The organism is Nonomuraea sp. NPDC049269 (assembly GCF_043197155.1).
Lineage (GTDB): Bacteria > Actinomycetota > Actinomycetes > Streptosporangiales > Streptosporangiaceae > Nonomuraea.
The window spans coordinates 764,834-777,280 of record NZ_JBICSO010000006.1 but is presented as its reverse complement, the minus strand read 5'-3'; the positions used below and the strand labels follow the sequence as shown (position 1 = coordinate 777,280).

At 69.5% G+C, this 12,447-nt stretch carries 15 protein-coding genes; 6 read left to right on the top strand and 9 right to left on the bottom strand.

Annotated features, from left to right (window positions below; translation table 11 throughout):
- Window positions 1-73 precede the first annotated feature (73 nt).
- The 3 genes from ACGFNP_RS35590 to ACGFNP_RS35580 are packed head-to-tail and all read left to right on the top strand — an operon-like array spanning window position 74 to window position 2,433.
- Window positions 74-1,249 (top strand): Gfo/Idh/MocA family protein, encoded by a 1,176-nt coding sequence (locus tag ACGFNP_RS35590; protein ID WP_393326150.1) that lies wholly within the window; start codon window positions 74-76, stop codon window positions 1,247-1,249.
- Between the two features lie 30 nt (window positions 1,250-1,279).
- Window positions 1,280-1,867, top strand: a complete 588-nt coding sequence (locus ACGFNP_RS35585; RefSeq protein ID WP_393326148.1) for an RNA polymerase sigma factor — start codon at window positions 1,280-1,282, stop codon at window positions 1,865-1,867.
- Window positions 1,864-2,433 carry a hypothetical protein gene (locus ACGFNP_RS35580; RefSeq protein WP_358340550.1) on the top strand — a complete coding sequence of 190 codons (570 nt, stop codon included), beginning with the start codon at window positions 1,864-1,866 and terminating at the stop codon, window positions 2,431-2,433. The genes ACGFNP_RS35585 and ACGFNP_RS35580 overlap by 4 nt, the downstream gene beginning before the upstream one ends.
- Window positions 2,434-2,460: 27 nt before the next feature.
- Here ACGFNP_RS35580 and ACGFNP_RS35575 read toward each other — a convergent pair whose 3' ends face one another.
- Both ACGFNP_RS35575 and ACGFNP_RS35570 read right to left on the bottom strand, forming a co-directional pair.
- The gene (locus ACGFNP_RS35575) at window positions 2,461-3,291 is read right to left on the bottom strand and encodes an oxidoreductase (protein ID WP_393326145.1); all 831 of its coding nucleotides are present in this window, start codon (window positions 3,289-3,291) and stop codon (window positions 2,461-2,463) included.
- A 2-nt stretch (window positions 3,292-3,293) separates the two neighbouring features.
- Entirely contained in the window at window positions 3,294-4,151 is an 858-nt protein-coding gene (locus ACGFNP_RS35570; RefSeq protein ID WP_393326143.1) for a helix-turn-helix transcriptional regulator, read from the bottom strand.
- Between the two features lie 121 nt (window positions 4,152-4,272).
- Between ACGFNP_RS35570 and ACGFNP_RS35565 the strand changes: the two genes are divergently transcribed.
- Window positions 4,273-4,527 (top strand): hypothetical protein, encoded by a 255-nt coding sequence (locus tag ACGFNP_RS35565; RefSeq protein WP_358340556.1) that lies wholly within the window; start codon window positions 4,273-4,275, stop codon window positions 4,525-4,527.
- Window positions 4,524-5,162 (top strand): hypothetical protein, encoded by a 639-nt coding sequence (locus ACGFNP_RS35560; RefSeq protein ID WP_393326141.1) that lies wholly within the window; start codon window positions 4,524-4,526, stop codon window positions 5,160-5,162. The genes ACGFNP_RS35565 and ACGFNP_RS35560 overlap by 4 nt, the downstream gene beginning before the upstream one ends.
- Window positions 5,163-5,183: 21 nt before the next feature.
- Here the strand turns inward: ACGFNP_RS35560 and ACGFNP_RS35555 are convergent, their stop codons facing one another.
- The 7 genes from ACGFNP_RS35555 to ACGFNP_RS35525 all read right to left on the bottom strand — a co-directional run bounded on the left by ACGFNP_RS35555 (window position 5,184) and on the right by ACGFNP_RS35525 (window position 11,721).
- Window positions 5,184-6,257: an SPFH domain-containing protein gene (locus ACGFNP_RS35555; protein WP_358340560.1), complete on the bottom strand. Its 1,074-nt coding sequence runs from the start codon at window positions 6,255-6,257 to the stop codon at window positions 5,184-5,186.
- Between the two features lie 2 nt (window positions 6,258-6,259).
- On the bottom strand, window positions 6,260-6,691 hold the full coding sequence (locus tag ACGFNP_RS35550) for an NfeD family protein (RefSeq protein ID WP_358340562.1): 432 nt from the start codon (window positions 6,689-6,691) through the stop codon (window positions 6,260-6,262).
- 72 nt (window positions 6,692-6,763) lie between these two features.
- Complete coding sequence (locus ACGFNP_RS35545; RefSeq protein WP_358340564.1) at window positions 6,764-7,921, bottom strand: Ig-like domain-containing protein; 1,158 nt, start codon at window positions 7,919-7,921, stop codon at window positions 6,764-6,766.
- A 70-nt stretch (window positions 7,922-7,991) separates the two neighbouring features.
- Window positions 7,992-9,095, bottom strand: coding sequence for a fumarylacetoacetase (gene fahA, locus ACGFNP_RS35540; protein WP_393326137.1), 1,104 nt, complete (start codon window positions 9,093-9,095; stop codon window positions 7,992-7,994).
- A complete protein-coding gene (locus tag ACGFNP_RS35535) occupies window positions 9,092-9,862 on the bottom strand; it encodes a hypothetical protein (protein WP_358340568.1) in 771 nt (256 codons plus the stop codon). Before ACGFNP_RS35535 ends, fahA begins: the two co-directional genes overlap by 4 nt.
- Complete coding sequence (locus tag ACGFNP_RS35530) at window positions 9,844-11,013, bottom strand: homogentisate 1,2-dioxygenase domain-containing protein (RefSeq protein WP_358340570.1); 1,170 nt, start codon at window positions 11,011-11,013, stop codon at window positions 9,844-9,846. Before ACGFNP_RS35530 ends, ACGFNP_RS35535 begins: the two co-directional genes overlap by 19 nt.
- Before the next feature lie 78 nt (window positions 11,014-11,091).
- Window positions 11,092-11,721: a helix-turn-helix domain-containing protein gene (locus tag ACGFNP_RS35525; RefSeq protein ID WP_358340572.1), complete on the bottom strand. Its 630-nt coding sequence runs from the start codon at window positions 11,719-11,721 to the stop codon at window positions 11,092-11,094.
- 129 nt (window positions 11,722-11,850) lie between these two features.
- Between ACGFNP_RS35525 and ACGFNP_RS35520 the strand changes: the two genes are divergently transcribed.
- Complete coding sequence (locus ACGFNP_RS35520) at window positions 11,851-12,432, top strand: hypothetical protein (protein WP_393326133.1); 582 nt, start codon at window positions 11,851-11,853, stop codon at window positions 12,430-12,432.
- The last annotated feature ends 15 nt before the right edge of the window (window positions 12,433-12,447 follow it).

Here is a 12,447-nt window from a genome sequence, read left to right as displayed (position 1 = left end):
CACTCGTACGGCGTGCCCGATATAGCACTTTTGGCGCTGGTTATTTGCATAAACGAGCGCTAGCCTCGCTTGGGTGGAAGACCTGCGCATCGGAATCATCGGCCTCGGCCTCCGCGCCAACCTGGCACGCTACGCGCACCGACCTGGTCAGGGCTCGGTCGTGGCCGCGCTCTGCGACTCCGACCCGGCGGTGCTCAAGAGCCAGGCGAAGAGGTTCGACGCGGAGTTCCTGACCGAGGACTACCACCGGCTGCTCGACCGCCCGGACCTCGACGCGGTCATCGTCCTGACGCCCGACGACACGCACGAGCGCGTCGCGATCGACTGCCTGGAAGCCGGCAAGGCCGTCTACCTGGAGAAGCCGCTGGCCATCACCGTGGAGGGCTGCGACAACATCCTGCGCGCCGCGCGGCGGACCGGAACCCGGCTGTACGTGGGGCACAACATGCGGCACATGGGCGTGGTCCGGCTGATGCGCGACATCATCCAGCGGGGCGTCATCGGCGAGCCGAAGACGATCTGGGTGCGCCACTTCGTGTCCTACGGCGGCGACTACTACTTCAAGGACTGGCACGCCGACCGCACCCGGACCACGGGCCTGCTCCTGCAGAAGGCCGCGCACGACCTCGACGTGATCCACTGGCTCGCCGGCGGCTACACGACCAGGGTGAACGCCCTCGGCGACCTCATGCTCTACGGCGACCTGCCGCGCCGCGAGCCGGACACGCCCAGGCCGGAGGGCTGGCTGCGCGAGTACGACTGGCCGCCGGCCAGCCGCGGCGACCTCAACCACGTCGTCGACGTCGAGGACGTGTCGGTGATGAACATGCGCCTCGACAACGGCGTCATCGCCGCCTACCAGCAGTGCCACTTCACCCCCGACTACGTGCGCAACTACACGGTGATCGGCACCGAGGGCCGGCTGGAGAACTTCGGCGACGGCCCCGGCGACACGGTCAAGGTCTGGAACACCGGCCCGTCGGGCTACCGGAGCGACGGCGACATCGCGTACCGGGTGCCCGACGCCACCGGCTCGCACGGCGGTGCCGACACGGAGATCATGCGGGAGTTCTGCGGTTTCGTCCGGGACGGCGGGGTCACCGACACCTCCCCGGTGGCCGCCCGGATGAGCGTCGCCGCCGGTTACATGGCCACGATGTCCCTGCGCGACGGCGGCATGCCGTACGACGTGCCGCTGATCGACCCGGAGCTGGCGGCGTACTTCGACCGTGGACAGCTGGAACCCTGACGTGTGTGCGGACAGTTCCTTTACGTGGATATGTCGACACGTGCCCGGATACGCGCCGGGGACAAGGCGGCCTTCGCGCAGCTCTTCGACGACTACGCGAAGGCCGTGTACAACCATGCCTTCCGCCTGACCGCGAACTGGTCCGCGGCCGAGGACGTGATGGCGCTGACCTTCCTGGAGGCCTGGCGATTACGCGGCAGGATCGACGCCGAGGGCGGCTCGCTGCGGCCGTGGCTGCTCGTCATCGCCACCAACGTGGCCCGCAACGCCCGCCGGGCCGCCCGCAGGCACGACGACGCCCTGGCCAGGATGCCCAGGGGCGGGGCCGTGCCGGACTTCGCCGACGAAGTCGTGGGCCGGATCGACGACGCGGAACGGCTGGCCGCCGTCCGCGCGGCCTACGGCTCGCTGCGCCGCCAGGAGCAGGACGTGTTCGCGCTCTGCGTCTGGTCCGGGCTCGGTTACGCGGAGGCGGCCGAGGCGCTCGGCGTCCCCGTGGGCACGGTACGGTCCCGGTTGTCGCGAGCGCGCCAGAAACTCGGCCAACTGGCGGAACCGCCGCCCGCGCCCCGACAGGTAGTAGGTGACAAAGGCCCCGCAAAGGAGGAGATCCGATGAGCTGGCCAAACGACCGCGATCTTCCCGAGGGCCGTCACCGACTGCTCAAGGAGTTCGTGATGACCGAGATCGACAAGCCGAAGCGACGCCTGCTGCGACCCATCGTCCTGGCGCCCGCGCTGGGGCTGGCCGCCGCGGCGGCGGTGGCGATCCCGCTGCTGTTCGGCGGCACCCCCGCGTATGCCATCGCCGACAACCCCGACGGAACCATCAACATCCAGATCAACGAGGTGAAGGACGCCGACAAGCTCCAGGCGGACCTGCGGGACAGGGGGGTCAACGTGGTGGTGAACTACATCCCCACGGGCAAGAAGTGCAGCCCGCAGCCCCGTGCCGACTTCATTCCAAGGGAGGAGGACCGGCTTGACGTCTGGCCGCCGAAGGTGGAGGAGGGCTTCACCATCGACCCGAGCGCCATCAAGGAGGGACAGACCGGAGTGCTGGAGTTCAGCGTCAGTGACCCCCCGGCCAAGATCCAGGTGGCGGGCATCTGGGCGCGGGTCGCCAATGGTCCGGTCGCCGACTGCACGCTGGTCGACACCACGGAAGCGCCGCTGTCGCACTGAGCGCACGGGGGCTCCGGCCGTACGCGGTCATTCGGCGTAGGCGGTGCTGAGGGTCAGCTCCTTCCACCCGTCGAAGTCACGTCGGAGCGTGTCGAGTTTGGCGTTCGCGACGTTCAGGGCGTCACCCCCCAGAAGCAGGCGCAGCGGCGGGTTCTCCGACCGCACCACGGTGAGAATGGCCTCGGCGGCGCGTACCGGGTCGCCGGGCTGGCTCCCGTATGTGCCGAGGGTGGTCTCCCGGCGCTTGCCGGCCGTCTGGGAGTAGTCGTCGATGCGGGTCCCCGACTGCTTCATCGAGGGCCCCGACCAGTTCGTACGGAAACCGCCGGGTTCGACGATGGTCACCCTGATCCCGAGCGGCGCCACCTCCGCCGCGAGCGACTCCGACAGCCCTTCGACCGCGAACTTCGTGGCGTGGTAGTAACCGGTGGCCCCGAAAGCGGCAAGACCGCCGACCGAGGACACGTTGAGGATGTGGCCGTGCCGCCTGGCCCGCATGCCGGGCAGCACCGCCTTGGTGACGGACACGAGCCCGAAGACGTTGGCTTCGAACAGCTCGCGGACCTGCGCGTCCTCGCCCTCCTCGATCGCCGCGAGGTAGCCGTACCCCGCGTTGTTGACCAGCACGTCGATGCCGCCGAAGACCTCCTCGGCGCGCTCGACGGACGCGGTCACCTGCGCGGGGTCGGTGACGTCCAGCGGCAGGGCCAGGGCCCGATCACCGTGGTCGGCCACGATGTCGGCGACCTGGTCCGGATCCCGGGCGGTCACCACGGCCTGCTCGCCGCGGTTGAGGACGAGCGTGGCCAGTTCCCGGCCGAAGCCGGTGGAGCATCCGGTGATGAACCAGACAGACATGATTACCCTTCCTGTTCGGTCATGGCGACGTCGCGCATCACGGGTGGCGCGGTGATGCTGCCCAGCAGGGACAGCGCCTGCTCGGAGGCACTCCCTGGCTCGGCCTGATAGACGACGAGCTGCTGGCCGGGGGCGCTGTTGACGGTCAGGGCCTCGTAGCTGAGGTCCAGCTCGCCGACCACCGGATGGCGCAACCGCTTGAACTCCGCCGTCTTGCCGCGTACGTCGTGACGTGCCCACAGGCGGGCGAACTCGACGCTCTTGAGCGACAGCTCACCGACCAGGTCGGTCAGACGGGGATCGTCCAGATCCGCGCCGGCGGTCGCACGCAGGGACGCGACGCAGTCCTGGGTGACCTTCTGCCAGTCGCTATAGAAGTCGCGGGCCTGCGGATCGAGAAACACCGACCGGACCAGGCTGCGGTCGCTCAGCCAGCCGAACAGCGCCGCGCCGAGCGCGTTGCAGGCCAGCACGTCCATGTAGCGGCCGAGCACCAGCGCCGGGGTGTCCGGCCAGCGCTCCATCAGCCGGACCAGCCCCGGGCCGACCCGCTCGGGCCGCCTCGCCCGCCGCCTGCGCCGCGGTTGCGGGCGGGCCAGCTCGTGCAGGTGCGCGACGGCGTCCTCCTCCAGCGTCAGCGCGTTCGCCAGCGCCTCGAGCACCTGTGCCGACGGATGCTTGTCCCGGCCCTGTTCCAGACGGATGTAGTAGTCGGTGCTGACCCCGGCGAGCATCGCGACCTCTTCCCGCCGCATTCCGGGAGTGCGGCGGCGGCCCGCCGCGGGCATCCCATGGGCTTCGGGTCTGGCCAGCTCCCGCCGCGCTCGCAGGAACTCGCCCAGCCGGTTGTCGCTGTCCATGCCTTCGAGGTTATGCACGACCAGGCCGAACAGGGTGGACCTGTCACTCCCAGGGTGCAGGTTGGGGCTCCTGGCTTGGAAGTGCCGTTCTAAGTGTGTAACACTGTTGCACAGTTAGAACATGGTTGGTCGAGGAAGACATCAACACAACGAGATCAACGCGGTGCTCAAGGCAATCCGCAAGATCAATAGCGCTCTCACCGTTGAGGAGGACCACAACGGGCATCGCTGGGGCTGGATCACCTGCCGGTGCGGGGACAAGCCGTTCACGGTCAACTGCACGCCCCGCAACCCCGGCATCCATGCCAAACAGATCCGCCAATGGGCCACTCGGCACTTCGAGTGCAAGAGCGACGATCAAGAGGGGACGTCATGACTAGCTGGGACTTCCAGGTCATGCTCAACCGTGAGCCGGACGCTGCCGAGTTCGACCGGCTCCACGAGGCGGGCATGGATGACTGCGCGCTGGTCGGCGGGGCGCAGCCGTACTTCATGTGCGATCGTGAGTCGGACAGCCTGCTGGAGGCCATCATGTCCGTGCTCATCCAGATCAGCACGGTTGACAAGCTCTGGGCCGTGGGCGTCGGGCACGACGACGCGGTGACGCTCGGCGATGCGGCAAGGCGCCACGGTGGCCGCACACAGGCCAGCTTCCGCCAACTGGCGAGTGGACAGCGCGGGCCCGGCGGGTTCCCCGCTCCGCTGATCGAGGCCGACAACGTCAGCGTCTACTCGTGGGCGGAGATCTCCGAGTGGCTCCGCACCGAGGTGGGCGACGACGTCCCTCAAGCAAACCGGGACGTCACCCTGGCCGACGCGGCGGTCAAGCTGGCCTGCCGGGCCAATGTCGTGCACCGTGCGCCTCAGGTGCGGGATCTCTTCGAAGCGGCCTGCCGCCCCACCCTCGTCGGAGCCAAGGTCAAAGCCAAGCCCAAGGTCAAGTTCAAGACCAAGATCAAGACCAAAGTCGCCCAAGATAAGTCGGCGTCGGCGAAGGTGCCCGCCGGGTGATCGCGGCGGGCACCTGGCCGGTCAGCGCTCCTGGTGCTCCTTCTCCAGGTCGGAGAAGGCAGCCGACGGGTCCTCCACACCCTGGGTGAGCTGGCGAGGCCCGTTGGGGCTGTCGTGGTCCTGGGCGTCGGCCACGGCCTCCGCCGCCGCCTCCGAGGCCCTGGCGACCTCCTCGTCCGCCGCCGAGCTCTCCGGCATGTCGTCCCGCGTCGCCGCTGACCTGGGCAGTGCTTCGGTGAACGCCTTCGACACACCCTGCAGCGCCGAGGTCACCTCGCTGGGGATCACCCAGAACGTGTTGCCGGGGCCCTGGGCGAGCTGCGGCAGCATCTGCAGATACTGGTAGGCGAGCAGCTGGGGGTCGGGGTCGTTGCGGTGGACCGCCTGGAAGACCTGGTCGATGGCCCGCGACTGGCCTTCCGCCTCCAGGATGGCCGCGGTGCGCTGGCCTTCGGCGCGCAGGATGCGGCTCTGCTTGTCGCCTTCGGCGGTGAGGATCTGCGACTGGCGCTGGCCTTCGGCGTTGAGGATCGCCGCCCGCTTGTCACGCTCGGCCCGCATCTGCTTCTCCATCGCGTCCTTGATGGTCTTCGGCGGGTCGATCGCCTTGACCTCCACGCGGTTGACGCGGATGCCCCACTTGCCGGTGGCCTCGTCGAGCACGCCGCGCAGCTGGCTGTTGATGGTGTCGCGGGAGGTGAGCGTCTTCTCCAGGTCCATGGAGCCGATGACGTTACGCATGGTGGTGACGGTGAGCTGCTCTATCGCCTGGATGTAGTTGGCGATCTCGTAGGCCGCCGCCCGGGGATCGGTGACCTGGAAGTAGAGGACGTTGTCGATCTCGACGACCAGGTTGTCCTCGGTGATGACCGGCTGCGGGCGGAAGGTCACGACCTGCTCGCGCAGGTCGATCATCGGGTAGACGCGGTCGACGTACGGGATGACGAAGTTGAGTCCGGGCTTCAGCGTACGGTTGTAGCGGCCGAGGCGTTCAACATTGCGGGCGCGTGCCTGGGGCACGATCCGCACGGCCTTGAGCACCGTGAACACCGCGAACAGGATGACGAACAGTCCGACCAGCAACAGCGGGTCCATGGTCACTCCCGGGGATATACGAGGGCTGTGGCGCCCTCGATCTCTATGACGTCGACGGTCGCGCCCGTGGGGATCACCAGGGTCTCGTCATAGGCGCGCGCGGACCACTCCTCGCCGCCGATGCGTACCCTGCCCTCGCGTCCGGTGACCTCCGACACGACGTACGCCTGCCTGCCGACCAGCGCCTCCACGCCGAAGCGCTGCAGTTGCGGCTGCTGGAGGTGGCGCATGGCGACCGGCCGGATCACGATCAGACCGGCTGTGGAAGACAAGGCGAAGACCAGCAGCTGCAGGGGGACGGGCAGACCGATGGCGGCGGTCGCCGCGGTGAGGAGGGCGGCCGCGCCGAGCAGACCGAGCGCTGCGGTGACGGTGAAGATCTCCGCCACGCCGAGGACGACTGCCAGGATTATCCAGATGATCCATTCATCCATGTTCCGGCCCTCCTGATGGCATAACGGGCCTGGGTACTCGGCTGGTTCCCCCCTTCTACCGTAATGCCGGAATCATTGCTGTGGCAGGGGCGTGGGGCGGTACAAGGCGCTGCCCTGCCGCCACTTCTCCCACGGCAGTTGCCAGAACCCCCAGCCGTTGTCCCACCGGAGTGGGCGGGCGGTGCCGGTGATCGTCACCGGGTCGCCGCGCAGCGAGGTGGCGAAGAACCAGGCCGCCTGGTCGGGGCGGGCGTTGACGCAGCCGTGGCTGACGTTCGCGTGGCCCTGGGCCCATACGTTGTTCTTGGCGTGGACGTATTCGCCGCTGTTGGAGATGCGCACGGCATGGTCGATCAGCACGTCGTAGAAGCCGGGCTCGCCCTTGACGCGGCCCGGCGAGATCATGCGGACCGGGTTGCCCTTGTCCATGGTCAGGTGGATGCCGCTGGTCGTGGTGTATTCGGGGGTGGTGGCCATGCCCGCGCTGATGGCCATGCGCTGCGCGATCCGGTCGCCGCGCCTGACGACCATCTGGTGGGTCCGGGTGTCGACCGAGCTGGACTGCTCGCGGCCCACGGTGAAGGCGAACGTGCGGTCGGTCACGCCGTAGACACCCGGCGCCATGCGTACCCCGGTCAGGTGGGCCGTGACCGTGATCTGCTGATCCGGCGTCCAGAAGTCGCGGGTGCGATAGATCGCCCGGGTGTCGCCGACCCAGCGCCACGCGCCCTCGGTGGCGGGTTTGACCTCCAGCGCCCGCTCCACGGCCGCCTTGTCGCTTATCGGGGTGTCGAAGTCGAGAATGATCGGCATGCCGACGCCGACGGTCTCGCCCGGCAGCGGGGTGACGGAGGCGACCTGAAACGTGTGGTCGGTGGCGCGGGTGCGGAAGCGGCCCATGGCCACCGTCGACGGGGCGCCTGGGCGCGCCGCGGTGGCGGTCACCGTGTATTCGGACCCGGGGGCCAGCGTCCAGGAGGAGCGCCAGGTCGTACCGGACGCGTCGAGTGTGCCCGGCACCGGTGCGCCCGCCACGAAGGCGAGCACCTGGCGGAGCTTGCCGCCCTGCGCCTTGACGACCAGGCCATGATCCGTACGGGCGTGCGGCGCGTCGAAGGCCGGGGAGACCTGGACGACGGGTGGCGCGGGCGCCGGCCGCTCGGCGGTTACCGAGCCGCAGCCCGCGGTGAGGAGTAGGGCCACGAGAAAGGTGGCCGCGGCGCGCCGCATCTCAATCCTGCTTTCCGGGAAGGGGATACCCAGGTTAGCGAAGAGTCATGGAATGAGCACGCCGAGTCACCTATCGGATGGTTCCGGATACCTCCCCCAATGTGCGGCCGCCGGCCGTGGCGCTGATCGTCACAGTGTCGCCGTCCTCAAGGAATGTCCTGGTCTCTCCACCGGCGAGCTTTATCGGATCGGTGCCGTTCCAGGTCAGCTCGATGAGCGAGCCCCGCTCCTCGCGCTGCGCGCCGGAGATCGTGCCGCTGGCGAACAGGTCGCCGGTCCGCAGGGAAGCGCCGTTGACCGTCATGTGGGCGAGCATCTGGTCCGGCGTCCAGTACATGCCGGAGTACGGCGGCCGGGACACGACCTCGCCGTTGAGCGACACCTCGACGGAGACGTCCAGCCCCCAGTCGCCCTGCCTGCGCAGGTAGCCGAGCGGCTCGGGCTCCTGCGCGCGGCCCGGTATCCGGGGCAGCGCCTCCAGCGGCGTGATCCACGGCGAGATCGAGGTGGCGAACGACTTGCCCAGGAACGGCCCGAGCGGCACGTACTCCCACGCCTGGATGTCGCGCGCGCTCCAGTCGTTGACCAGCGTCACCCCGAACACGTGGTCCTCGAACGCCCCGGCGGGCGCGCCGAGCTCGGACGGCACGCCGATCACGAAGCCCAGCTCGGCTTCGAGGTCGAGCTTGGCGGACGGCCCGAACCGCCCGGCCCCGAGCTGGCCGTGCGGCCGGGTGATCGGGGTCCCGGACACCACGACCGTGCCCGCCCGGCCGTGGTAGCCGACCGGCAGGTGCCGCCAGTTGGGCAGCAGCCCCTCAGTGCCGGGCCGGAACATCCGGCCGACGTTGGTGGCGTGCTCCAGCGAGCAGTAGAAGTCGACGTAGTCGGCCACCTCGAACGGCATGTGCAGCCGCACCTGCTCCAGCGGGACCAGGTGCGGCTCGGTGATCGCGAGGTCGGAGGTGAGCTTGTTGACGATCAGTGTCCTGGTGTCGTGCCAGGCGGCGCGCCCCCTTGCCATGAAGGGGTTGAGGGTGGGCGCGGCGAACACCTCGTCGTGCAGCGCGGCGGCCAGGTCGAGGACCCGGTCGCCGTAGCGCACGCCCACCCGTGGCGCCTCGCCGCGCCGGGAGAACACCCCGTAGGGCAGGTTGTCGACACCCCAGGTCACGTGTCCTCCTCGATCAGTCCCAGCGCTCGCAGGTCGTCCAGTGGTGCCCCGGTGTTGCACGAGCCGTAGCTCACCAGCAGTGCCCTGGCCCGTTTCGCCGTCTCCTCGGACACGGCGCGGGCCAGTTGTACGAGGTGGCTCACATCCGTGGTGCGCAGCACGGGCACGGGGTCGCGCTGCTCCACCGCCTCACAGACGGCGAGCAGCAGGTTGAGGAAGCCGTGCCGGTCGACGCCGAGCGTGGGGTCGAAATGGCGTACGGCGTGGTGCAGACCGGCGGTGGCCTTGAACGGTATGTCGTGCTCCGCGCAGAACCGGATGAACCCCGCGAGATGCTCGGCCGATGGGAAGTCTTCGGCGGTCAGGCCGCCGCAGCGCACCTTGAGCGCGGCGCCCTGGGGCACGTCGGCGACGTACTTCCCGGCGGGCACCTCGACGAACAGCCGCACGTCCGGCGGGAGACCGCCTTCGGGCAGCAGGGCGAGGGCGTCCACGCGTATTTCGACCGAGTCCACGGGCAGATCGTCGAACGGCGGGATCTCCGGCGTGTCGACGATCAGCCCGATCCGGCGCGGTAGGACGTCCTCGCGGCGCAGTCCGTCGAGGCGGCTGGTGGGGCAGAGGAAGCGGTGGGTCAGCACCTGGAAGCCCCGCTCCTGGTCGCGTTGGTGGCGGGCCAGCGCTTCTGACATGTGCAGGGAGGCCGGCGGGAACAGGCCGGCGTCGTCGACCAGCGCGATATAGAGCATCATCGGGCCCAAGTCCATGCGTAGCCGGGGTCCTCGCAGGTCAGAGCGGCCTGGCCGAGGTCGAGCGGGCGGAAGGTGTCGATCATCACGGCCATCTCGCTGGTGGTCGTGATGCCGCGGCCGACCGCGTCGATGACCGCCTCCACCGCCCCGGGCTGCGGACCGTGCGTGAAGCCGGCCGGATGCAGCGAGATCGAGCCGACGTCGATGCCGGAGCCCTTGCGGGCCGAGTAGTCGCCGCCCACGTAGAACATGAACTCGTCGGAGTCGACGTTGTGGTGGTTGTAGGGGATCGGCACGGACTCGGGGTGGAAGTCCAGCGGACGCGGGCAGAACGAGCAGACCACGAACCCCGGCCCCTCGAACGTCTGGTGGACCGGCGGCGGCGCGTGCGTCTTCTTCACGATCGGCTCGAAGTCATTGATGTTGAACGCGAACGGGTACAGGTAGCCGTCCCAGCCGACCACGTCGAACGGGTGGTTGCGGTAGACCAGCCTGGTCAGCCCGCCCCGGGTGCGGACCAGCACCGGGACCTCCTCGCCCTCGACGACGAGCGGCTCGGCCGGACCACGCAGGTCGCGCTCGCAGTAGGGGGCTTGCTCCAGGAGCTGCCCGTACTGGGACAGATAGCGCTTGGGCGGCCTGATGTGCCCGGACGCCTCGATGGCCAGCACGTTGACCCGTCCGTCGGGCACCCACCGGTGGATCGTGCCGGTCGGGATGACGATGTAGTCGCCCGCGCCGGCCTCGATGACGCCGTACGTCGACTCGAAGCGGGCCCGGCCCGCCTGAACGTACACGCACTCGTCGCCCATGGAGTTGCGGTAGAGCTCGCTGGGCCGGTCGCTGGTGGCGTACGACAACCGGACGTCGGCGTTGCCGGCCAGCTGCATCCGCCCCGCCACCAGGTCGCCCGCGCTGCCGAGGTCCTGGGTGCGGAAGTGGCGCGGCGACAGCGGCAGGTTCGGCTCCAGGCGGACGTCCACCGGCGGCGTGACGGCCTCGGCCTTGACGATCGCGGTCGGCAGGTACCGGTGGTAGAGCAGCGAGGAGTCGGACGAGAAGCCTTCCTCGCCCATCAGCTCCTCGGCGTAGAGGCCGCCGTCGGGCCGCCTGAACTGGGTGTGCCGCTTGCGGGGCACCTCGCCCACGACGCGGTAGTAAGGCATCGTCGCCTCCCGAGCGTCCGCTTATCGGACGTCTGTGTCCTCTATATGCAACTACCGTCCGCCATCGGACGGGCGATGTCAACCCAGCGCGCCGGCCAGCTCGGCGGCGGCCTCGACCACGCGCCGCCCGGCCGACTCGTCGAGCGGCCCGAACGTCACCACGCCGACCGACGCCTCCAGCCACGGCAGCCCGGTCACGGGCGCGGCGATGCCCCGCGCGCCCTCCTGCAACTGCCCCTCCGTCACCAGATAGTCGTCCCGGCCTTCGCGCAGCGCCAGGATCGCCTGCCCGGCGGCTCCCCGCAGCAGGGAGTGACGTGACCCTTCCCGGTAGGCCACGTGCATGTTCGTCCACGACGGTTCGACCACCGCCACGGCCAGCCCGTCGTCGCCCTCCGCCACGGTCAGGTGCGCGGTCGCGCCCACGTCCTCGGCGAGCCGCCGCAGCGTCGGCAGCGCCGCCGCCCGAAGCAGCGGTTGTACGGCCTGAGCCAGCACGAGCACCCCGAACCCGAGATGCACCCGCCCCTCGGCGTCCCGGCGCACGAACCCCTCGCTCAGCAGCGTGGTCACCAGCCGGTACACCACCGGCCGCGACAGCGACAGCTCGGCGCTCAGCTCGGTGGGCGTCCGTCCGCCCTTGCCGTCGGCGAGCAGCCTCAGCAGGCGGAGCCCGCGCTCCAGGGTCTGGGCGGATTCAGCGGCCATGAGCCGATTATCTACGCGTGAGCCAGGAGTAACGCTGCGCGGTGCCGGGGTACGTATCGGGGAGACAGACCGGGGGGCGAAATGCGGCTGACGTGGGGATTGGTTGTTGCCGGGTTGGGTTTGTGCGCGGTGGTTCCCGCCCTGCCGGTCACGCGTACCGTGGCCGTGTCGAGCGACCTGCCCGTCCTGCACATGGATCCCCCGACCAAGCGGCTCGTCGAGACCGTCTTCTACGTCACGCAGGGCATCGAGGTGGATGATCACCTGATGCCGTTCGAGGACGACGTCACGATCCACCCCGCCGCCCTCGCACCGGGCGTGACCTTGGACGCCTTGGGCCGGCTGCACGGCGTGCCCCAGCGTCCCGGCACCTTCGCCGCCCCCGTCCGGCTCTGCCGTGGCCAGGACTGCGTCGATCAGCAGATCACGATCGTCGTGCTGCGGAACCTGCCCTGGCAGCCGAGCGCGCTGGCCTTCCCCGGCAAGGTGGGCAACCGTTACGACGAGCAGATCACGATCGAGGGCGGGCCCACGGGTGTGCCACCCACGTTCTCCGTGACCAACCACGGCAAGCTGCCGAAAGGCGTCACGATCGGGCCCGACGGCCACATCGGCGGCATCCCGGAGTCCGCCGGGGTGTCCGAGGTGCCGGTCCGCGTCTGCGTGGCGGGCAACTGCGCGGGCGTGGTGGTGACCCTGATCGTCGTCTGACGGTAGGGCCAGCCT

Coding starts and splice junctions, on each gene's coding strand:
- ACGFNP_RS35585 (WP_393326148.1), top strand. CDS start 1,280: ATGTCGACACGTGCCCGGATACGCGCCGGGGACAAGGCGGCCTTCGCG.
- ACGFNP_RS35580 (WP_358340550.1), top strand. CDS start 1,864: ATGAGCTGGCCAAACGACCGCGATCTTCCCGAGGGCCGTCACCGACTG.
- ACGFNP_RS35575 (WP_393326145.1), bottom strand. CDS start 3,291: ATGTCTGTCTGGTTCATCACCGGATGCTCCACCGGCTTCGGCCGGGAA.
- ACGFNP_RS35570 (WP_393326143.1), bottom strand. CDS start 4,151: ATGGACAGCGACAACCGGCTGGGCGAGTTCCTGCGAGCGCGGCGGGAG.
- ACGFNP_RS35565 (WP_358340556.1), top strand. CDS start 4,273: ATGGTTGGTCGAGGAAGACATCAACACAACGAGATCAACGCGGTGCTC.
- ACGFNP_RS35560 (WP_393326141.1), top strand. CDS start 4,524: ATGACTAGCTGGGACTTCCAGGTCATGCTCAACCGTGAGCCGGACGCT.
- ACGFNP_RS35555 (WP_358340560.1), bottom strand. CDS start 6,257: ATGGACCCGCTGTTGCTGGTCGGACTGTTCGTCATCCTGTTCGCGGTG.
- ACGFNP_RS35550 (WP_358340562.1), bottom strand. CDS start 6,691: ATGGATGAATGGATCATCTGGATAATCCTGGCAGTCGTCCTCGGCGTG.
- ACGFNP_RS35545 (WP_358340564.1), bottom strand. CDS start 7,921: ATGCGGCGCGCCGCGGCCACCTTTCTCGTGGCCCTACTCCTCACCGCG.
- ACGFNP_RS35535 (WP_358340568.1), bottom strand. CDS start 9,862: ATGGACTTGGGCCCGATGATGCTCTATATCGCGCTGGTCGACGACGCC.
- ACGFNP_RS35530 (WP_358340570.1), bottom strand. CDS start 11,013: ATGCCTTACTACCGCGTCGTGGGCGAGGTGCCCCGCAAGCGGCACACC.
- ACGFNP_RS35525 (WP_358340572.1), bottom strand. CDS start 11,721: ATGGCCGCTGAATCCGCCCAGACCCTGGAGCGCGGGCTCCGCCTGCTG.